General features: G+C 38.0%; 21 protein-coding genes and 1 other annotated feature. Of the genes, 5 read left to right on the top strand and 16 right to left on the bottom strand.

What is annotated here, in order from left to right:
* Positions 1–41: 41 nt before the first annotated feature.
* The 10 genes from IGJ04_RS13855 to ulaG form a co-directional block, all read right to left on the bottom strand.
* Positions 42–1,211, bottom strand: a complete 1,170-nt coding sequence (locus IGJ04_RS13855) for an N-acetyldiaminopimelate deacetylase (protein WP_002393436.1) — start codon at positions 1,209–1,211, stop codon at positions 42–44.
* Positions 1,212–1,247: 36 nt separating this feature from the next.
* Positions 1,248–1,949: a 2,3,4,5-tetrahydropyridine-2,6-dicarboxylate N-acetyltransferase gene (gene dapD, locus IGJ04_RS13850; RefSeq protein ID WP_002371325.1), complete on the bottom strand. Its 702-nt coding sequence runs from the start codon at positions 1,947–1,949 to the stop codon at positions 1,248–1,250.
* 80 nt (positions 1,950–2,029) lie between these two features.
* Complete coding sequence (gene cbpB / locus IGJ04_RS13845) at positions 2,030–2,518, bottom strand: cyclic-di-AMP-binding protein CbpB (RefSeq protein WP_002358013.1); 489 nt, start codon at positions 2,516–2,518, stop codon at positions 2,030–2,032.
* Between the two features lie 258 nt (positions 2,519–2,776).
* A complete protein-coding gene (locus tag IGJ04_RS13840; protein ID WP_002363709.1) occupies positions 2,777–3,487 on the bottom strand; it encodes an L-ribulose-5-phosphate 4-epimerase in 711 nt (236 codons plus the stop codon).
* Entirely contained in the window at positions 3,477–4,337 is an 861-nt protein-coding gene (locus tag IGJ04_RS13835) for an L-ribulose-5-phosphate 3-epimerase (protein WP_438840299.1), read from the bottom strand. Before IGJ04_RS13835 ends, IGJ04_RS13840 begins: the two co-directional genes overlap by 11 nt.
* Positions 4,338–4,341: 4 nt before the next feature.
* Entirely contained in the window at positions 4,342–4,980 is a 639-nt protein-coding gene (locus IGJ04_RS13830; RefSeq protein WP_002388019.1) for a 3-keto-L-gulonate-6-phosphate decarboxylase UlaD, read from the bottom strand.
* Between the two features lie 13 nt (positions 4,981–4,993).
* Complete coding sequence (locus IGJ04_RS13825; protein WP_033626820.1) at positions 4,994–5,293, bottom strand: PTS sugar transporter subunit IIB; 300 nt, start codon at positions 5,291–5,293, stop codon at positions 4,994–4,996.
* A 14-nt stretch (positions 5,294–5,307) separates the two neighbouring features.
* Positions 5,308–6,795: a PTS ascorbate transporter subunit IIC gene (locus tag IGJ04_RS13820; protein ID WP_002366460.1), complete on the bottom strand. Its 1,488-nt coding sequence runs from the start codon at positions 6,793–6,795 to the stop codon at positions 5,308–5,310.
* Between the two features lie 12 nt (positions 6,796–6,807).
* Positions 6,808–7,266 (bottom strand): PTS sugar transporter subunit IIA, encoded by a 459-nt coding sequence (locus IGJ04_RS13815; RefSeq protein WP_002361607.1) that lies wholly within the window; start codon positions 7,264–7,266, stop codon positions 6,808–6,810.
* Between the two features lie 17 nt (positions 7,267–7,283).
* The gene (gene ulaG / locus IGJ04_RS13810; RefSeq protein WP_010709332.1) at positions 7,284–8,351 is read right to left on the bottom strand and encodes an L-ascorbate 6-phosphate lactonase; all 1,068 of its coding nucleotides are present in this window, start codon (positions 8,349–8,351) and stop codon (positions 7,284–7,286) included.
* 192 nt (positions 8,352–8,543) lie between these two features.
* Between ulaG and IGJ04_RS13805 the strand changes: the two genes are divergently transcribed.
* Positions 8,544–9,308: a DeoR/GlpR family DNA-binding transcription regulator gene (locus tag IGJ04_RS13805; RefSeq protein ID WP_438840298.1), complete on the top strand. Its 765-nt coding sequence runs from the start codon at positions 8,544–8,546 to the stop codon at positions 9,306–9,308.
* A 93-nt stretch (positions 9,309–9,401) separates the two neighbouring features.
* On the opposite strand, the gene IGJ04_RS13800 is transcribed toward IGJ04_RS13805, so the two are convergent.
* The 3 genes from IGJ04_RS13800 to racE are packed head-to-tail and all read right to left on the bottom strand — an operon-like array spanning position 9,402 to position 12,102.
* Complete coding sequence (locus tag IGJ04_RS13800) at positions 9,402–9,914, bottom strand: metallophosphoesterase (RefSeq protein ID WP_438840297.1); 513 nt, start codon at positions 9,912–9,914, stop codon at positions 9,402–9,404.
* A gap of 12 nt (positions 9,915–9,926) precedes the next feature.
* Entirely contained in the window at positions 9,927–11,282 is a 1,356-nt protein-coding gene (gene rph, locus IGJ04_RS13795; protein ID WP_438840296.1) for a ribonuclease PH, read from the bottom strand.
* Entirely contained in the window at positions 11,275–12,102 is an 828-nt protein-coding gene (gene racE / locus IGJ04_RS13790; RefSeq protein ID WP_016614961.1) for a glutamate racemase, read from the bottom strand. Before racE ends, rph begins: the two co-directional genes overlap by 8 nt.
* Before the next feature lie 264 nt (positions 12,103–12,366).
* Here racE and IGJ04_RS13785 point away from each other — a divergent pair, with 264 nt between their 5' ends.
* From IGJ04_RS13785 to IGJ04_RS13770, 4 genes are read left to right on the top strand one after another with little or no spacing between them, the layout of a single operon-like run.
* Positions 12,367–13,098: an amino acid ABC transporter ATP-binding protein gene (locus tag IGJ04_RS13785; protein WP_002361604.1), complete on the top strand. Its 732-nt coding sequence runs from the start codon at positions 12,367–12,369 to the stop codon at positions 13,096–13,098.
* Between the two features lie 34 nt (positions 13,099–13,132).
* Positions 13,133–13,960 carry a transporter substrate-binding domain-containing protein gene (locus tag IGJ04_RS13780; RefSeq protein ID WP_002360586.1) on the top strand — a complete coding sequence of 276 codons (828 nt, stop codon included), beginning with the start codon at positions 13,133–13,135 and terminating at the stop codon, positions 13,958–13,960.
* A 45-nt stretch (positions 13,961–14,005) separates the two neighbouring features.
* Positions 14,006–14,719, top strand: coding sequence for an amino acid ABC transporter permease (locus IGJ04_RS13775; protein ID WP_002363695.1), 714 nt, complete (start codon positions 14,006–14,008; stop codon positions 14,717–14,719).
* Between the two features lie 11 nt (positions 14,720–14,730).
* Positions 14,731–15,396 carry an amino acid ABC transporter permease gene (locus IGJ04_RS13770; protein ID WP_002382114.1) on the top strand — a complete coding sequence of 222 codons (666 nt, stop codon included), beginning with the start codon at positions 14,731–14,733 and terminating at the stop codon, positions 15,394–15,396.
* A gap of 195 nt (positions 15,397–15,591) precedes the next feature.
* Here IGJ04_RS13770 and pheT read toward each other — a convergent pair whose 3' ends face one another.
* From pheT to IGJ04_RS13755, 3 genes are all read right to left on the bottom strand, one after another.
* Positions 15,592–18,015, bottom strand: coding sequence for a phenylalanine--tRNA ligase subunit beta (pheT, locus tag IGJ04_RS13765; RefSeq protein WP_002382113.1), 2,424 nt, complete (start codon positions 18,013–18,015; stop codon positions 15,592–15,594).
* Between the two features lie 7 nt (positions 18,016–18,022).
* On the bottom strand, positions 18,023–19,069 hold the full coding sequence (gene pheS, locus IGJ04_RS13760) for a phenylalanine--tRNA ligase subunit alpha (RefSeq protein WP_002358034.1): 1,047 nt from the start codon (positions 19,067–19,069) through the stop codon (positions 18,023–18,025).
* Positions 19,070–19,125: 56 nt separating this feature from the next.
* Positions 19,126–19,344, bottom strand: a binding site (T-box leader).
* Positions 19,345–19,387: 43 nt separating this feature from the next.
* A complete protein-coding gene (locus tag IGJ04_RS13755; RefSeq protein WP_002358035.1) occupies positions 19,388–19,732 on the bottom strand; it encodes a winged helix-turn-helix transcriptional regulator in 345 nt (114 codons plus the stop codon).
* Positions 19,733–19,778: the final 46 nt, after the last annotated feature.

The raw sequence follows: 19,778 nt of genomic DNA, 5'->3' as shown, positions 1-19,778 counted from the left end.
ACAGCCACCAGATATTTATTAGTTATCTGGTGGCTGTTTTTCTAATTGTCCAATGATTTTAAAAACCCACTAACTGCCTCCACTCCAAACAATAACGCCTCTTCGTTCGGTTCAAACTTAGCAGAATGAAGGCTGTAGGGACTTGCCACGCCTAACCAAAACATCGTGCCTGGGACTTTAGACAATAGATAGCCAAAATCTTCACCTGTCATTGCAACCGGTGCTTGTTGAAATTGAACTGTTGCTTGTTTGCTTATATATTCAATAAAATTCGTGGTACATGCGGGCTCATTCACTACAGGTAAATACCCTTTCTGATCAAGATGAACAGTTACTTCACATTGAAAAGATTGCGCAATACCTTCACTAATTTCGCGAATTCTTCGCTGCGTTTGTTCATTAGTTTCTGCTGTCAATGTGCGAATTGTACCAGATAAAGTTGCTTCTTCGGCAATCACATTGCAGGCAGTCCCTGCATGAAAAGTCCCAAAAGTAACGACTGCCCCAACCACAGGATCAACATTTCGACTAACGATCGTTTGCGCTTGCTGAATTAAATTGGTGGCCGCTAAGACCATATCATTCGCTTGATGCGGAAAAGCCGCATGTCCACCTTTTCCTTTTAAGGTAATGTTCACTTCACAAGTGGCAGCAAACAATGTCCCTACTCTGGTACTAATAGTTCCGACTGGCAAATCAGGATTAACATGAAGCGCATAAAATTCATCAGGTAACCACTCACCAAACGCATGGTCTTCATACATCAACATCCCCCCTGCTTCATTTTCTTCAGCAGGTTGAAATAAAAATAAAAAGTTATTGTCTGGTTGCTGTTGACTTAATTCTTTCAAAACCCCTAAACCGATTGTCATGTGAAAATCGTGCCCACAGGCATGCATAAACCCTGGTCGTTTTGATTGAAAAGCAGAAACCACTTCCTCTTGAATAGGTAAACCATCAATATCAGCACGCCAGCCGATGGTTTTCTGAGGATTTTTGCCTTCTATGAAGACTAAAATCCCAGTTTGCCATGTTCGAACTTGCAGATAAGGTTGCTTCATTTTATCAATTTCATTAAGTAAAAAGGCTTGTGTTTCCTTTTCTTCTAAACCGATTTCAGGTATTTGATGTAGTTGCCGTCTAATCGCAATTAATTCTTCTTGCTCCACAAAAGCCACTCCTTCATTTTTTGGGTAATCGAAAGCCGCCATGAAGAAGTTTCTTCATCGCGACTGACTAATTTATTTTTAGAGTTTACGTAATTCTTCTAAAATCTCTGTTTTACTCTTGGTTTTATCATCAATTTGTTTAATTACTTTTGCTGGCACGCCTGCAACAACGGTATGCGCTGGAACGTCTTCCACAACTACTGCCCCAGCAGCCACAACGGCACCTTCACCAACACGAACCCCTTCTAGTACGACCGCATTCGCTCCAATGACAACCTCGTTTTCAATAACCACAGGTGCGGCACTTGGTGGTTCAATGACACCAGCTAAAACCGTTCCTGCGCCAATATGACAATGCTTCCCTACAGTTGCACGACCGCCCAAAACAGCGCCCATATCGATCATAGTCCCTGCACCAACGACGGCGCCAATATTTAGAATAGCCCCCATCATAATCACCGCTTGATCGCCAATTTCAACTTTTTCGCGAATCAAAGCACCTGGTTCAATCCGAGCATTAATGTCTTTCAGATCAAGAAAAGGAATTGCTGAGTTACGTGCATCGTTTTCTACAACATAATCCTCAATTTTTTCTTTGTTTGCTTCTAAAAAAGGTTTTACGTCAGCCCAATCGCCAAACAATGTCCCAGTTTTACAATTATTAAAGACCTTAATTGTTTCCGGAAACGTGACTTCTTTTAATTGCCCTTTCAGTGTTACTTTAACAGGCGTTTGCTTTTTGGCATTGCCAATATACTGAATAATCTCATATGCGTCCAATCACAGCACTCCTTTACTTCGTGTTATCATACAGAATAACGCATTTATGAGAAAAAAGTAAAGAGTTTCTTGCGTTTTATTTAAATTACTTTCATTTCTTCTTCTGATTTAGGCAGAACAAGATGATGTTTTTCTAATTCATGCGCCATATGATTGACCGCTTTTAAAATTTCTTTGCGTGTAATGATACCTTTAAAGCGTTGATTATCATCAACCACTGGTAAAAAAGAAGCATCTACTAATAAATGTAACACTTCTTCTAAATCCCACGATTCACCAATTACAGGAACATTGACTTCCATTACATCGGCCACAGTAAATTCATTCAATTTTTCAAAATCCACTGAAGTCAAATCAAACATTTTATCTACAACGTCTGTCAAGCCGATTAAGCCAACAAAGCGATCTCCCTTATCTAACACAGGAATCTTGGAATAGCGAACTTGCGATAAGACTAATGCCGCATGACTTAATGGATTTAAACACATTACGTTGGCGACATTTTCAGCGGGTACTAAAAATGTTTCTTGTTTTTCTAATAATAATTCTTTTACAGCAGTCCCTATCATGATTGGGTTGCCTCCATTTCTAATTCTTTAACACGTAACTTATTGTACCTAATTCTGCGGAAAAAGTCTTGGAATTCGCAAATTCTTCATAACTTAACAAACGAAAATTAACGTTTTGTTCTATTCTCCCCCCCAAAAAAGAGAACGCTTTCTTAAAAAAATAAAAACTTAGTTGTCCCATAACAGACAACTAAGTTTTTATAAAAGACCAATTAATCAGTCAATTATCCTTCTTTTTCACACGTTTCATCACAGCCATCACTGACCATAATAAGCGGAAATCCCATGTTTTCTAAGATAGTGTTTATCCAATAAAAAATGATCAATTGGTTCAACATCAGGATTAATTATTTCCGTCAAACGTGCCATTGAACAGATTTCATCTAAAATCAAACTGTTTTCAACTGCTTTTTCCGGAGTCATTCCCCAAGTAAATGGGCCATGTCCATAAACTAACACTCCTGGAACTGCTAAAGGATCTAATTCTTGTTCATGAAATGTTTCAACAATGACTTTGCCAGTCTCTTCTTCATAGTTTTCTTTAATTTCACTTTCAGAGAGCGCTCTTGTGCAAGGTACAGCGCCATAAAAAGCATCCGCATGGGTGGTACCGTAAGGAGGTAAGGCTCGCCCTGCTTGAGCCCACGTAACACTATTCAGGGAGTGCGTGTGCGCAATCGCTCCAATTTCTGGCATTTTTTGATAAAGATAAAGATGCGTGGGTAAATCAGAAGACGGCTTTAATGCATTGGTTTCCAATAGTTGTCCGTTTAAATCAGTCACTACCATCTGTTCCTTGGTCATTTCTTGATACTTGACGCCGCTTGGTTTAATTACGATAATCCCTAATGACCGATTGATTTCACTAACATTGCCCCACGTTAATTTGACTAAGCCCAGTTTTGGCAAAGCCAGATTCGCTTCATAAACACGTTGTTTCATTGCTTGGATGATCGCTTTATTGTTCATAATAACCCACCTCTGCTAATTTGGGATAGAGATACTGCTGCGCGGCTTGAATTTTTTCTTGAAAATTCAAATCCGTTTCATTCCACATTTCAATTAAAAAAGGACCACTATAGTTTAACCGCTTGAGTGTTTTCAATAAGCCTGTAAAATCAACACAGCCTTCTCCAAAAGTAACTTCCCGAAACTTCCCTTCAAATGTGTCTGTTACAGCGAAGGTATCTTTTAAGTGAATAGCAGCGATTTCAGCAATTCCCTTTTCAAGCTCAACCGCCGGATTATTTTCCGGCCAAGCAGACAAATTACCTAAATCAGGATAGACATGCAAAAAAGGAGACGGAATTTGTTCCTTAATTTCTAGAAATTTTTGTATGCTATTCATAAAAGGGTCATCCATAATCTCAACAGCCAGAATGACACCGTATTGTGCAGCTTCCTCAACGCCCTTTTTCAGACCTTGAAGAAAAAATTCCCTTGTTTCGGCAGTTTTTTCTTCGTAAAAGACATCATAGCCAGCTATTTGAATTACCCGTATGTTTAATTGATGAGCCAAACGAATCGCTTGAGATAAAATTTTCCGCCCTTTTTCACGTGTTTCTTTATTTAAAGAGCCTAAAGGGAACCGCCGATGACCACTTAAACACAAAGAATGGATAAAAAAATCTTCTTTCACCATTAATTGAGAAAGTTCTTGTAACTGGCTTGGTGTCCAAGCCAATCGTACTAAACGTTCATCGGATTCATCAATTGACATTTCTAAAAAATCAAATCCTAACTTTTTGGCCCATGTGAATCGTTCCGCCCAAGTTAAATTTTGCGGGAGTGCTTTTTCATACAGTCCAATTCGTGCCATTTTATCACTTCCAAATCTGATCGATTTTTTTTTGAAAATCTTTGGCTGCTTGTTCAGGATTTTTTGATTCAGTAATCCCACGGCCCGCAATAAATGTTGCAACTGCCATTGTTTGAAACAATTCAAGCGTTTCGACAGTTAAACCACCTGTGACGGACACTTCAAAGCCTAAGTCAATTAGTTCTTGAACTTTATTCAAATCTTTCTCTCCCCAGCTGCCGCCAGCTAAAAGAGCATCTCTACTTTGATGATAAATCACCTGATTAATCCCTAATTCTCGCCATTGTCGAGCTTGTTGCATTGTCCAATCTCCATATAGTTCTACTTGTAATTCTCGGACTTCTTTTTGAGCTGCAGCCATCGTTGGTAAGGTGGCGCAACAAATGACCGTCATGAAATCAGCGCCTGCTTGTGCGACATTACGAGCAACTGTACCGCCCGCATCAGCACATTTTGTATCAGCAACAATCGTTTTATTAGGAAACATGCGTTTTAAACAACGAATTGCTTTTTGGCCTTCTTGTAAACACAAAATAGTGCCAACTTCGATAATATCGACAATTTCTCCGACTTTCATACAATCTGCTAAAGCGTCTTCTAATCTATTATGATCTAAAGCGATTTGTAAGTTTGGTCTTTTCATCTTTCCCATCCTTTTATTCAGATTTTTGATAACGATCTGAAGCCATATATTTTTCTTGAATTTCTTTTGCAGACATTACATTTTTAATGCCAATCACTGTGACTCCACGTTTTTCTGCTTGCTGAAACATTTGTAAAAAATTGACTGGAGTAAAAACAACGTCGTATTGGCTAGCAGAGCTTTTTCCTTCTGAAATGGCGCAATGATGAATTTTTGTAATCGGTAGACCTAATTCTTTCATTGCTTTTTCAACACTCCGCATCATCATTAGACTCGTGCCAGAACCATTGGCACAGGAAACAAGTATTCTCATTTCAAATTCCTCCTTTAATTCTCTTGAAATTTTTTAGCATATTGTTCATAATCATTGACAATCATAAAGTAACCTTCTGGATTTTTCCGATACTGAAGTTGCGGAATTATTAGTAACCCAATCACCACCACTGCTACGCCAACATAGCCTAGAACTTTCATAATAATTGTAAATAACGGCCAAGCTGTCGCCCAATCGAACATGCCCAAATAACCGCCATATTGAGATAATCCAATCCATGTAGCAAATAAAGCTGAGCCACCTACTTGGATTAAACCTGAAAGGAAGGGGAATAAACAAGCAGCTTTTACTCCGCCACGATTATTTGCATAAACAGCTATGACAGCGTTATCAAAAAACAATGGGATAAAACCCGCAATAACGATTGTCGGAGACTTTAATAGAATCAGTAAGCCAATCATTAAAAACTGGCCTAATGCGCCAAAGAGAAACCCAATTGTTACTGCATTGGGCGAGCCAAACCCGAAAGTCGCTGCTACGTCAATCCCAGGAACAGCTCCTGGTAAAATGGTATTTGAAATCCCTTGGAATGACTGCGTCAACTCGTCAACAAAGGTTCTAACGCCTAATTGTAAGATAGCTAAATAGACAGCAAAATTTAATGAAGTGGTCATGATATAAAAGAAGAAACTCTGCCCTTCTTGCATAAATTTAGCTTGAATTAAATAATCTTGTCCCAAAACAAGCAAGATAATGCCAAAGAAAAAGAGCATCAAAATGGACGTAGCAACCATATTTTCATTAAAAATGGATAGAAATCCTGGTAATTCAATATCTTCCAATTTTTTATCGACCTTCTCTGAACGATGTTTCTTTTGATCACGTTTTTTCAACCATTCTGCTAATTTTGCAAAAATAAATATGCCAAACATTTGTTGATGGGCTACCGCAAAACCAGCACCTTCTGTTAATTCCTGCGTAATCCCTACCGTTAAATTTGAAGCAACTGCCCAATAACACCCAAGAATTAAGCCCATAAAAATTAGTACTTCGATTCTACCTAAGTTAGGAAAACAAAAGAGTAAAATCCAGAAAGCGGTAGCTGCTTGTTGAATCTGAACATTCCCTGTTGTAAAAACGGCTCTCAATTTTGTATATTTTTGAAAACGAACCAACAAAATATTCATAATAAATGCGATCAATAACAAAATCATCACATCACCAAAGGTTCGTCCAAAGGTTTTCATCAATCCTGCATCGACTGCATTTTGCCCGAAATATGGATCGGTAACCATCGCCTGTAAATTAAATCGCTCTTTCAATCCTACTAGAATAGGGCGAAAATTATTAACCAAACCACCAGAACCAACACTCAAAATAAAATAACCAACTGTCGCTTTCAGAAAACCTGCTAAACATTCATAAAAGGGCCTCCGTAACAAGAGATAACCTAATAACACGATGAAACCAATCAAATATGCTGGCTGTGTTAAAACGTTCGTAGCAAAATAAGTCCAACTATTTAACAAGAACTCCCCCATTGATTTTTCCCCCTATAATTGATATTTCTCCATAACTTCTTTAAAATCCATTGGCGTGTTTGTTTCTAACAAGTCAGCAATCACGCCATCCGTCATCAATAAATCCATCAATTGCTGAATATTTTCAAGATGTTCGGCGGGATTTTGGGCTGCCAATGTAAAAAATAATGTTGCTGTTTTTGCTTCTTGATTGCCAGTAAAAGTGACAGATTGCTTAAATTTTGTAAAAGAAATGGCCGTTCCAAAAACACCTGTGCTTTCCTCTGATGAATGTGGCATGGCTACTTCAGGAGCAATGATGATATAAGGTCCAAACGTTTCGACACACTGAATAATCTCATCGACATAACTCTGATCGATGATGTGTTTTTGGAGTAAAATCAAACAACTTTCCTGAATCGCCTCTTGCCAACTAACCGGTTCTTTATCAGAGTAATGAATAAGCTCTTGCTCCCAAAAATAAGTTAACATTGTACATCCAGCCTTTCTTACAAGAATGAAGGAAATGGTGTATCATTTTCTTTAACAAAAACATCATCAAAGCCACGATCAAAGTTAAATTCTAAGTTGTCTTTGTCATCTGGATAAACAAATTTGCCACCCACTTGCCAAATATATGGTTTAAATTGATAATGTAAACGATCTTTTTTAAATTTCCAAATTTCCATGATTTCTTTTGGATCCGCCATAAAATTAGACCAAATATCATAATGAACAGGAATGACTACTTTCGCATTTAAAGATTCTGCCATTCTCAACATATCAACAGAAGTTATTTTATCTGTGATACCGCGAGGATTTTCGCCATATGCTCCTAAGCAAACATCAATTGCATATTGATTACCATGTTTCGCAAACAAGTTAGAATAATGAGAGTCTCCGGCGTGATATACCGTACCACCTGAGGTTTCAAATAGATAATTGACAGCTAGTTCATTCATGTCCTGAGGCATTTTACCTTTAAATGTATTTTCAGGATCATCAGAAGTAATTAGCGCGGTTCGATCAAAAGCTTCCAAGGCCACTACATTCACATCATTCACTTTTATTTCTTGACCAGGTTCTATAACCCGTGTTTTTTCTGCCGGAACACCCCAACGCTGCCATGTTTTCACTACTTCTTTTGGACCAATAAATAGAGCCTTAGGACAGTTTTGATGAACAGCAGCAGCTGTGTGAATATCCAAATGGTCTGAATGAATATGTGTGACAACTAAAGCATCTACCTCTTTTATTTCAAAAGGATCAATCACAAAAGGTTGTGTTCTTAAATTAGGTTGCATTTTTTGGCAACCACTCATGCGCATCATTTGATGGCCATTTTTCATTAAGCCGTTCCCGTGCGTTTGTTTTCCTGTTCCACACCATAAATCACATAAAATATTCGTGTTCTCATGCGTTTTCAGCCAAATGCCTGTACAACCAAGCCACCAAAGTGCAACCGTTCCTTGAAGCACATTTGTCTGATTAATTTCTTCGTTTAAATAAGTGCCCCATTCTGGAAATGTCGCCTTCAACCAACTTTCTTTTGTAATTTCATGAATCGATTTGTTCATGCTACCACTCCTCTTCTCAAATGATTGTGTTATGCTTTATAAGAAAATCATAGCCGCAAAAAATCACAATGAAAACCCTTTTATATGATTGTTTGCACTTTTAATGATTCTTTTACGTGTTTTGTTTTCCTATGAGTTATACTATTTCATGGGGGACCGTGTACAAAAAATAACTAAAGGAGGTTGTATTACTTGAAAAGTTCATTAGAAACCATTGAAAAAAGGCAACAAAACATTCTCGCGCTGCTGCAAAAAAACAAACAAATGACTACCTATAAATTAGCAGATGCTTTAAATGTTTCCTTAAGCACAATTCGTCGTGATTTAAATGTCTTAGAAACTAAGAATGACATCATTCGAAAATATGGGTATTGTATTTACAACGACCAAAATCAGAAAGACTTTGATCAATCAGGACCGGAGTTATTAAAACAAGCCATTGCTCGTGTTGCTTGTAGCTATCTAAGTGATTATGATACCGTTTTCATCAATTCAAGTTCCACTGCTTTGAATATTTTCCATTATTTAAAGGCCGACCATCTGACCATCGTAACGAATAATTTAAAAATTGCCACCAAGCCTCATGTTTCTCAATACAATTATATTTTGACCGGAGGCGAATTACGTTTTCCCAAAGAAGTTCTGGTAGGAGATATTGCCATTAACACAATCACCGCAACGCATGCCGATGTTTGCGTAATTGGCTGTAGCGGGGTCAGTTTAGAACATGGCGTCACTACAAAAATTTTCAATGAAGCAAAAATTAATGAGCTTATGATAAAACAAACAACAAAAGTAAAAATTCTGGTCGCGGACCATCGAAAAATCGGCTTGACATCTAAATTTAAAATTGCTGATATTACCGCTTTTGATTGTTTGATTACAGACAAACATTGCTCATCAACTTTAATTACAGAACTTCGTAAGACCGGCTTAAAGGTTATCCAAGTCGACTAAAAAAAGAGCGTAGGACAAAAATCAAAAAGAGATTTTTGTCCTACACTCAAAATCTGATAAATAAAAAAGTAGCACTTATTTCTTAACATTCACTTACTTCGTAAACGTTGCCTTTAATCGTTCAAATGGTTGGTGCTCTTTGTTATAGTACTGAACGAGATATTGTTCAGGTGTACTTTCAATTATGGCATATGTTTTCTCTTGAACTGGTCCACGAGGTAAACGAATACTTCCCGGATTAACAAAGAGAATGTTATTGTGTCGCTCTGCGCCCAGTACATGAGTGTGACCAAATAAGGCAATTGTCGCTCCTGCTTCTTCCGCTTGTAAAGCAAGTGTCGTGAGCCCCATTCTAACATTGGCCAAATGACCATGTGTCATATAAATAACTTGATCCCCCACTTTTTTAGTCACAGTTTTGGGAAATTCATCATAAAAATCACAATTTCCTTGGACTACAATTAATTTCTGCCAAAGTTCATCTGTCGGTTCTAATTCAGAATCACCACAGTGAAAGAGTGCATCGACTTGTCCTTCATAATGATTCACTAAGTCAACTAAACAGTCGCGATCGCCATGGTTATCGCTTACTACCAAGATTTTCATACGTTTCAACTCCTATTTTTTTAGCCATTCTTCCCATTGTTCTTTTAATTTTGCCACTGCTTGTCCACGATGACTAACTTTATTTTTCTCTTCTCCAGACAATTCAGCTGCCGTTTTACCAAGCTCTGGGACATAGAAAAGTGAATCGTACCCAAAGCCTCCTTCACCACGAGGAATCGTGCCGACTTCTCCGGGCCATTCAGCTTCGACCACCAGACTTTCTTTCTTTGGTTCAGCAAAAACCAATGTACAATGGAAACGCGCTTGTCTTTTTTCTTTTGGCACGCCCGTTAACTCATGCAATAGTTTCGCATTATTTGAAGCATCGTTAGTTGGTTCACCAGCAAAACGAGCAGAATAGATTCCCGGCATTCCCCCTAACGCATCAACAATTAATCCTGAATCATCTGCCAATACTGGTTTCTGTAAAATTTCTGCAATTGTTTCAGCTTTTAGACGAGCATTTTTTTCAAATGTTCGACCAGTTTCTTCTACATCTGGCAAATTCGGATAATCTAATAACGTCTTAACTGTATATCCTTTTTCACCAAAAATTGAACTAAACTCTTTCGCTTTACCAGGATTTCTAGTTGCAATGACAATCACTTTCTCTTCTGAATCTTGCGAAGGGACTTCTTTAGAGGCTAAAGCATAAAGCGCTTCTTTCTGATACGCAATTAATTCCTCGATCCCTGTTTTTCCATAAAAGAGCATGGCATTTAACTCATCTCCTGAGAAGGTAGCTTCTTCACCCGTTCCTTGAATTTCCACAAATTCACCAGACTCGGTCATCACGATGTTCATATCCACTGCAGCATTCGAGTCCTCTGCGTAATCTAAGTCCAGCACACAATAACCATCGGGTAAAATACCCACGCTGACAGCAGCTAAATGCTCTTTAATTGGGTCTTCCGCTAGAGCACCAGTCATCAATAAATGATTGACTGCTAAGCGTAGAGCAACAAAAGCGCCTGTAATACTAGCTGTACGGGTTCCCCCATCTGCTTGAATCACATCACAATCGACAACAATGCTCCGTTCCCCTAACTTTTCTAAGTCAACAACAGCTCGCAATGACCGCCCAATCAAACGTTGAATCTCCATTGTTCGCCCTGTTAATTTTCCTTTCGCACTTTCCCGAATATTTCTTGTGTTCGTCGCGCGAGGGAGCATGCTATATTCAGCTGCTACCCAACCTGTTCCCCCGCCTCGTAAAAATGGGGGAACCTTTTCTTCGACAGTGGCTGAGCAAATTACTTTTGTATCGCCAAACGAAATAACCACCGAACCTTCTGGATGTTTAAAAATATTGGTTTCAATAGTGATCTTTCGCAATTCTTTTGGTGCACGACTATCATGTCTAATCATTTTCGTTTCCTCCTAGGTGAATCTGTTGTGCTTTTAAATTCTCTATACCAAGCCAACTGCTTGCAATCTCTTCAAACATTTTTGCAGAACCAGTTGTATAAAATTCATGGGTCTGTGTAGGCGCTTCAGGCGTATGGGCAATGTCAAAATAATCGAGAAGCATGCTAACTTCGCCAACTGTTTCGGCTCCTGAGTCAATTAATGTCACATGACTCCCCATCACATTTTGAATCACCGGACGTAACAACGGGTAATGGGTACAACCTAAAATCAACGTATCAAGTCCTTTTAATTGTAGTGCTTGAAGTGTTTCTGCCACAATTTTTTTTGCTACGGAAGAACGATATTGATTACTTTCAACAATGGGGACAAATTTAGGGCAAGCTAAACTAGTCACCTCAATTGCTGGTGCCTTACTTTTAATGGCGATTTCATAGGAAGCACTTTTGATTGTCCCTAAGGTACCTATGACACCAATTTTGTTATTTTTTGTGACTTTAACGGCTGCTCGTGCGCCAGGTAAAATAACACCGACAACTGGAATTGGCAAGGCAGCTTTAATTTCTTCTAATGCGACAGCCGTCGCGGTATTACATGCGATTACTAGCATTTTTATTCGTTTTTTCAATAAAAAATCGGCCATTTCCCAAGTAAACTGAACGACTTGTTCGGCTGGTCGTGGACCATATGGGCAACGGGCTGTATCTCCTAAATAAATTAATCGTTCATTTGGTAATTGTTTTAGCGCTTCCTTTAAAACAGTTAATCCACCAACGCCAGAATCAATTAATCCAATGGCTTCTTGATTGCTCATTCTCATCCTACCTTTGCCTTTTATTCACTGCCTTTATTTTCTACTTTTTAAGGACTATTGTCAATTTTTCCTGTTTTGCTCTCATTTATTTCTTTTTTTGAAGGAAATCTTTTTCGATTAAAAAACTAGTAATTCATTTTTTTGTATGTTATAATTCCTAACATTGAGAATACAATTAGAAATACATTTGGTTAATTTAATTTAAATAACATGTTTCTCACCGAATCCTCTGTTATCTTTTCTACCAAATGATTGCAAAGGAGACTGCCTATGATTTCTTTAGAACATGTAAATAAGTATTTTGGGGAGCATCACGTTTTAAAAGATATTACTTTGAATGTAGAACAAGGAGAAAAAATTGTCATTATCGGACCCTCTGGCTCTGGCAAAAGTACATTAATTCGGTGTATGAACCAATTGGAAAAAGTCAATGATGGTTCCGTCGTAATTGATAACATTGACATCACCAAACCGAAAGCACCGATTCAAAAGGTTCGCCAGAAAGTTGCCATGGTCTTTCAAAATTTTAACTTATATGCTCATAAAACGATTATTGATAATTTAACGTTAGCACCGATTAAAGTGATGGGCGTTTCCAAAGAAGAAGCGGTTCGTACTGGCATGGAGTATTTAGAACGAGTCGGTTTGGCTGATAAAGCTTCTGCTTATCCTTCGCAGCTTTCTGGCGGGCAGCAACAACGGGTCGCTATTGCTCGTGCCTTAAATATGCATCCTGAGATTATCCTTTTTGATGAACCGACTTCGGCACTTGATCCAGAAATGATTCAAGAAGTTTTAGATGTAATGGTCGATCTTTCCAAACAAAATATTACCATGGTTTGTGTCACACATGAGATGGGCTTTGCTCGTCAAGTGGCTGACCGTGTAATCTTCATGGACCAAGGACAGATTATTGAACAAGGAACGCCTGAACATTTCTTTACAAGCACTGAAAACCCTCGTGCAAAAGAATTTCTAAGTAAAATTATTCATAACGGGTAATGAATAAAAAAACAAAAAATTGGAGGAATGAACAATGAAAAAACAAAATAAATGGCTAGCTGGACTCTCCTTACTTGTATTAGCAGGCATCATTGTTGGCTGTGGTAGCGGCAACAATGACTCAACTTCCAAAAGTGCTTCATCAAACAAAACGGTCACAGTAGAACAATTAAAAAAAGCAGGGAAAATTAAAGTAGGTGTCAAAGAAGACATTCCTAATTTTGGCTATATGAATCCTGATACAAACAAAAATGAAGGAATGGAACCAGATATTGCACGCTTGATTGCGAAAGAAATTACCGGCAGCGAAGAGAATGTGGAATTTGTGGGCGTGACAGCGAAAACGCGCGGTCCCCTTTTAGACAATGGTGAACTAGATATGGTAATTGCTACATTTACAATTACTGATGAACGTAAAAAGACTTATAATTTTACAACTCCTTATTATACAGATGAGATTGGTTTCCTTGTGCGCAAAGAGGATAACTTCTCCAGCATGAAAGATTTAGACGGAAAAACAATCGGCGTTGCACAATCTGCTACGACAAAAGAAAACTTAGAGAAAAAAGCGCAAGAGGAAGGAATCAAATTTACTTATCAAGAATTAGGTTCCTATCCAGAATTAAAAACAGCGTTAACTTCTAAACGAATTGATGCATTTTCAGTGGATAAATCAATCCTATCTGGCTATGTGGATGGCAAGACAGAAATTTTAAAAGATGGTTTTTCGCCACAAGAATATGGAATTACCACAAAGAAAGCAAATACTGAATTAAATGATTATCTAAATGGTTTAATTGAAAAATGGGAAAAAGACGGCACACTAGAAAAAATTTATCAAGACTGGGGCTTAAAAAATTAATCATTCCTAAGACTTGAAGAATCAAAAATTTTAGGAGGGATTTTTATGTTTTTGTTAGCCAATATTTCCTGGCTTGAAGAAGGGCCATTTGCCTTATATCGTTGGGAGGCTTTATTTCAAGATTGGCGAATTTTTGGTCAGGCATTTCTCTATACTATTCTGCTTTCTTTAGGAGCGATCTTAGTTGCCTTTGCTTTAGGCATTTTCTTTGGCAGTTTATCAGCGACCAAAAGTAAACTTTTACACGCAATTAGTCGTGTCTATGTAGAATTTTTTCAAAACACACCTTTGTTGATTCAATTTATCGTAGTCTATTATGGCTTTCCTCTGCTAAGCCCGCTGCTTTCATTTTCTATTACTACGATTGCCATTCTGTGTGTAGGCCTCTATCATGGCGCCTACATTTCTGAAGTGGTTCGCTCAGGAATCGGAGCTGTCCCAAGAGGGCAATTTGAAGCGGCTTACTCCCAAGGATTAACGTACGGTCAAACGATGCGGTATGTGATTTTACCACAAGCATGGCGGATTATGTTACCGCCTTTAACCAATCAAGTAGTGAACCTAATTAAAAATACGTCAACAGTTGCCATTATTTCTGGCGCTGACGTAATGTTTGCTGCCAATAGTTGGTCGTCTGTCAACTTGAACTATATTCCCGCCTTTGCGCTTGCTGGTTTCTTATATTTCATTCTTTGCTTCCCATTAGCGAATTTGGCTAGAAAAATGGAAGAAAAAAATAAGAAAGCATATAGCAGATAGGAGGAAAACAGATGCCTTTTTCAGAAGAAATGCGTCAATTACTGACAGCAAATAATTTTCAATTTCTATTTAACGGCTTAAAATTGACGCTCTATATTTCCTTCGTCTCAATTATTTTGAGTACGATTTTTGGCACCATTCTAGCCGTTTTGCGAAATCAAACCCATGGACCACTGAAGTTACTTGCCAGTATTTATGTAGAAGTGGTGCGTAATATTCCAAACTTATTGTGGATTTATGTTATTTTTTTGATTTTCAAAATCAAATCCACACCTGCTGGAATTGTGAGTTTTACTGTGTTTACCACCGCTGCTTTAGCGGAAATTATTCGTGGTGGTTTAAATGGGGTCGACAAAGGCCAAATTGAAGCGGCACGTTCTCAAGGTTTTTCAAATTGGCAAATTCTTTATCATATTGTTTTGCCTCAAGCCATTCGCAATGTCTTACCAGCAATTGTTTCTCAGTTTGTTACTGTCATCAAGGATACAAGTTTCTTGTATTCCGTGATTGCTTTGCAAGAACTCTTTGGCAAATCTTATATCTTAATGGGGCGATACGCACAAACAGGACAAGTATTCACTATTTACGGAATCGTCGCCCTAATTTATTTCATTATTAACTTTAGTATCTCACAATTTTCACGTTGGCTTTCACGAAATTGGGCGAAAAGTTATTAATGTAGTTAAAAATAGGAGGCTGAGACAAAAGTGTTTAGCTCCAAGAAATAAGAAGGAATTTCCGAAAATTGTTCTTTAATTTTTGGAGAATTTCGGCTTATTTCTTGGAGCTGCTTTTGTTCAGCTGATTATCTTAAGATTTAGAAAGTGGGGCATAAGTCATTTCGACTTATGCCCCACTTTCCTGTTTTTATTTTATCTTACTTCTACTTGATGTTTTTCAATTAGCGCTTTTTCAACTTTTTCCATTGAACGGTTAATTTCTTCATCCACTAATGTCGCTTCTGCATTAACGAAAGTTAAACTATACGCCATTGATTTTTTGCCAGCGCCTAGTTTTTCACCTTGATATACATCAAATAAATGAATCTCTTTCAAATATTTACCTGCGTTATCTGAAATAGTTTTAACTAGTTCTTGATTGGTAACTGTTTCATCGACTAATAAAGCAATGTCTCGAGAAACTGCTGGGAATTTAGAAACTGCTTCATAAGTAACCCCGCCTGCTTCTATGGCTACTAATTGTTGCAAGTTTAATTCAGCAACATATGTTTCTGGAATATCGTACGCTTTCGCTGTCGTTGGGTGAACTTGTCCGACAAAACCAACCACTTCACCTTCTAAATAAATCCATGCTGTCCGGCCTGGATGCATTTCTGGAATCGCCGTTGTCGCTTGATAACTGATTTTTTCTGTTAATCCTAAAACAGCTACAATACTTTCCACTAAGCCTTTTACTGTATAAAAATCAACGGCTGTTGCTTTTGTTTGCCAATCTTTAACCATTGTATTACCAGTTAAAGCAAGTGCTAAGTGATTTTCTTCTGTAGGTAAATTTTTTGTTGGATCTTCTGTTTGGTAGAAAACGCGTCCTACTTCGTAGAAGGCGATATTATTATTTTTACGTGCCACATTGTATGCGACATCATCTAATAAACCAGAAATTAAGTTCATACGTAACACAGAACGCTCTTCACTCATTGGCCATTGCAAACGTGTTGTTTGACTTTCTTTCATCATAAATTGACGGGATTTTTCTTCTGTTGTCAACGCATAGCTGATGGCTTCACTCGTACCATGACCTTCCAGTAAGCTCTTTAATTGGCGCGTAACATGTTGTGCTTTGGTTAGACTTCCAGCAACTGTTTCTCCACTTGGCAATGTTGAAGGTAAATGATCATATCCATAAATGCGCGCCACTTCTTCAATAATATCTGCTTCAATCGCAATATCCCAACGTCTTGGTGGAATCGTAATTTCATATGCGCCTTGATTTACTTCATAAGCAAAACCGAGTGCTTCAAAAATTTCATTCACCGTTGCTTCATCTAATGCAGTGCCTAAATATTGGTTGATTCGCTCTAAAGTCACAGCTACCTGCGCTTCTTTAACGGCCACTTCAGAACCAACTGCAGTGCCTGAGACCACTGTTCCGTTGGCTAACTCTGCAATCATCGCGGCTGCCACATCACAAGCTAGCCCAACTGTCGCTTGGTTGATGCCTTTTTCAAATCTACTTGAAGATTCACTCCGTAAATTGAATTGTTTAGACGTTTTGCGAATAGACAATGGATTGAACAATGCCGCTTCTAAAGCCACAGTTGTTGTTTCTTGACTGATTTCAGAATTAGCCCCACCCATTACTCCGGCTAAGCCGACAGGCGTTTTTCCATTCGTAATGACGATATTTTCTTCTGTTAATTGACGTGTTTCACCATCTAATGTAATTAGTTCTTCTGTTGCTGTTGCTCGACGAACCAAGATTTCTTTGCTATCTAATTTTTGGTAATCAAATGCATGCAATGGTTGACCAAATAATAATAAAATATAATTTGTCACGTCCACCACATTGTTAATCGGACGGATTCCTTCATTCATCAATCGGTTTTGCAACCACTGAGGACTTTCTGCAATCGTCACATCTTTAATAACACGAATTTGATACGCTGGCGCATCTTGTGAATCTTCAACAGTCACTGTTACGTAATTTTCCACGTTATCTGAAGCATCTTCTTTGAGTTCGGGATCATTAAACTGAGGTGTTTGACGATAAATTGCGCCAACTTCATAGGCTACCCCTCTCATACTTAGTGCATCTGCACGGTTTGGTGTAATTGATAATTCAATAATCGCATCATCCATGTCTAAATAAGGGAAAACAGGTGTCCCATTCACTGCTTCTTGAGGTAAATAATAAATCCCTTCAGCATAGGCTTTTGGTACGACATTATCTGAATATCCTAGCTCTTCTAACGAACAAATCATTCCGTTAGAGACTTCGCCACGCATTTTACCTTTTTTAATTTTTTGATTTCCTGCAATTCTTGAACCAGGTAATGCTACGATGACTTTAATTCCGGCTTTTACATTTGGTGCTCCACAAACAATTTGTGACAATTCTTCTTCACCGATGTCTACTTGGCAAATTGATAAGTGGTCAGAGTTTGGATGAGGAACACATTCTTTTACTTCACCGACAACAATTTTCTTTAATCCTTCTTCAGGTACAGCAACGCCCTCAACTTCGATACCTGTCACAGACATTTTGTCCGCTAATTCTTGCGGAGTAACGTTTGAAAGATTAACATATTCATTTAACCATTTATAAGAAACTAACATTTTTCAACTACTCCTTTACCTTGAATTGATTTAAGAAACGTAAATCATTTTGATAAAAATTACGGATATCATTTACACCGTAACGTAACATAGCAACGCGATCTGGTCCTAAGCCAAAGGCAAAGCCTGAGTACTCTGTTGGATCAATCCCTGACATTTGTAACACATCTGGATGAACCATCCCCGCACCTAAAATTTCAATCCAACCTGTATGTTTGCAGACGTTACAACCTGCGCCGCCACATTTAAAACAGCTAACATCTACTTCGACTGAAGGTTCTGTAAAAGGGAAATAGCTAGGACGTAAACGAATTTTACGATCTTCACCAAACATTTTTTTCATCATGACTTCTAACGTCCCTTTTAAATCACCCATTGTGACATTTTTATCGACAACAAGGCCTTCAATCTGATGGAATTGGTGACTATGTGTCGCATCATCTGTATCACGACGGAATACTTTCCCAGGAGAAATCATTCGTAATGCACCTTTTGAAAAATCGTGTTTTTCCATTGTTCGAGCTTGAACTGGTGAAGTATGCGTACGAATTAACATCTCATCTGAAATATAAAACGTATCTTGCATGTCGCGTGCCGGATGATCTTTTGGTAGATTCATGCGTTCGAAATTATAATGATCGGATTCTACTTCGTATCCTTCCACTACTTGATAACCCATGCCTAAGAAAATATCTTCAATCTCTTCCATAACTTGTGTCAAAATATGACGTGTGCCTTGAGGCATTTGTTTCCCAGGTAAAGTTACATCTAAACTTTCTTCTTTTAGTGCCGCATTTAACGCTTCGTTTTCTAAAACAACTTTGCGCGCTTCAATTGCTTCTGTTAATAAATCACGAATTTCATTTGCAAAGCCCCCCACCACTGGTCGTTCTTCTGGTGAAAGGTTTTTCATGCCTCTTAATACTTCGGTGATTGGCCCTTTTTTTCCTAATGTTTCTACGCGAATTTGGTTTAATTCTTTTAAAGTAGCAACTTGTGCGATTTCTTTGAGCGTATTGTCTCTAAGAGCTTCTAATTGCGCTTGTAATGTCATTATGAGTTCCCCTCTATCTTTTATTTAAACTAAAAAAAACGATAACCCATTCCTTTCAAAGGAACGAGCTATCGTGTTACCATCCTAATTCATAACAAATTGTTGTCATGCACTCATTTCATTTAACGGCAATTACCGGTTTGCTTTCTTCTTGAAAACAAACAAACTCAGGAAGTGAATTTCGCTTGGTGACTGTGTAAATCAGCTTCCAGTCTCTGGCTGACTCTCCCTAAAACACGTCAATTCAAACTACTTGTTTCCATCACTGTTTTTTTAGTTATTTAATTACGTTTAGTTTACAAGAAGTTTTGCTTGCGGTCAACTGCATTCTTCGTCTTTTACCCATTTTTCTGCCCAATGTTGAATTTGTTCCATTGCTAATTGCAAGTCTTCGCCTTTTTCGGTCAGGAAATATTCTAAGCGATTTCCTTCACCGCAACGAACAGCTTTGGTGATAATTCCTTCAGCTTCTAGTTCCTTCAATCGCTCTACTAAGACACGATCACTTAACATTGGAATTTTTTCTTTTAATTCGCCAAAACGTTGAGGACCTCGTTCTAATAAAACATCAATAATTAAACCATTCCATTTTTTACCAAGTATTGAAAATGATTTTTCAAATTTGGGACAAAGTACAAACGATTCTGTTTTTACTTTTTCCATCTTCCTCACCTCTTCAATGAGTATAGCACATTCCTTACAAAATGTA

It is taken from the genome of Enterococcus sp. AZ050 (assembly GCF_051715085.1).
Classification (GTDB): domain Bacteria; phylum Bacillota; class Bacilli; order Lactobacillales; family Enterococcaceae; genus Enterococcus; species Enterococcus faecalis.
Note: the sequence above shows the minus strand (reverse complement) of the source record. Positions and strands in the feature narration are given on the sequence as shown.

Excerpts from the sequence above, each read along its gene's own strand:
- IGJ04_RS13820 (WP_002366460.1), bottom strand. The coding sequence starts at position 6,795 with ATGGGGGAGTTCTTGTTAAATAGTTGGACTTATTTTGCTACGAACGTT.
- ulaG (WP_010709332.1), bottom strand. The coding sequence starts at position 8,351 with ATGAACAAATCGATTCATGAAATTACAAAAGAAAGTTGGTTGAAGGCG.
- IGJ04_RS13800 (WP_438840297.1), bottom strand. The coding sequence starts at position 9,914 with ATGAAAATCTTGGTAGTAAGCGATAACCATGGCGATCGCGACTGTTTA.
- IGJ04_RS13780 (WP_002360586.1), top strand. The coding sequence starts at position 13,133 with ATGAAAAAACAAAATAAATGGCTAGCTGGACTCTCCTTACTTGTATTA.
- IGJ04_RS13855 (WP_002393436.1), bottom strand. The coding sequence starts at position 1,211 with ATGGCGGCTTTCGATTACCCAAAAAATGAAGGAGTGGCTTTTGTGGAG.
- pheS (WP_002358034.1), bottom strand. The coding sequence starts at position 19,069 with ATGACATTACAAGCGCAATTAGAAGCTCTTAGAGACAATACGCTCAAA.
- cbpB (WP_002358013.1), bottom strand. The coding sequence starts at position 2,518 with ATGATAGGGACTGCTGTAAAAGAATTATTATTAGAAAAACAAGAAACA.
- IGJ04_RS13835 (WP_438840299.1), bottom strand. The coding sequence starts at position 4,337 with ATGGCACGAATTGGACTGTATGAAAAAGCACTCCCGCAAAATTTAACT.
- IGJ04_RS13830 (WP_002388019.1), bottom strand. The coding sequence starts at position 4,980 with ATGAAAAGACCAAACTTACAAATCGCTTTAGATCATAATAGATTAGAA.
- IGJ04_RS13775 (WP_002363695.1), top strand. The coding sequence starts at position 14,006 with ATGTTTTTGTTAGCCAATATTTCCTGGCTTGAAGAAGGGCCATTTGCC.
- IGJ04_RS13825 (WP_033626820.1), bottom strand. The coding sequence starts at position 5,293 with ATGAGAATACTTGTTTCCTGTGCCAATGGTTCTGGCACGAGTCTAATG.
- racE (WP_016614961.1), bottom strand. The coding sequence starts at position 12,102 with ATGAGAATGAGCAATCAAGAAGCCATTGGATTAATTGATTCTGGCGTT.
- IGJ04_RS13840 (WP_002363709.1), bottom strand. The coding sequence starts at position 3,487 with ATGAACAATAAAGCGATCATCCAAGCAATGAAACAACGTGTTTATGAA.
- IGJ04_RS13770 (WP_002382114.1), top strand. The coding sequence starts at position 14,731 with ATGCCTTTTTCAGAAGAAATGCGTCAATTACTGACAGCAAATAATTTT.
- IGJ04_RS13785 (WP_002361604.1), top strand. The coding sequence starts at position 12,367 with ATGATTTCTTTAGAACATGTAAATAAGTATTTTGGGGAGCATCACGTT.
- IGJ04_RS13815 (WP_002361607.1), bottom strand. The coding sequence starts at position 7,266 with ATGTTAACTTATTTTTGGGAGCAAGAGCTTATTCATTACTCTGATAAA.
- rph (WP_438840296.1), bottom strand. The coding sequence starts at position 11,282 with ATGATTAGACATGATAGTCGTGCACCAAAAGAATTGCGAAAGATCACT.
- pheT (WP_002382113.1), bottom strand. The coding sequence starts at position 18,015 with ATGTTAGTTTCTTATAAATGGTTAAATGAATATGTTAATCTTTCAAAC.
- IGJ04_RS13755 (WP_002358035.1), bottom strand. The coding sequence starts at position 19,732 with ATGGAAAAAGTAAAAACAGAATCGTTTGTACTTTGTCCCAAATTTGAA.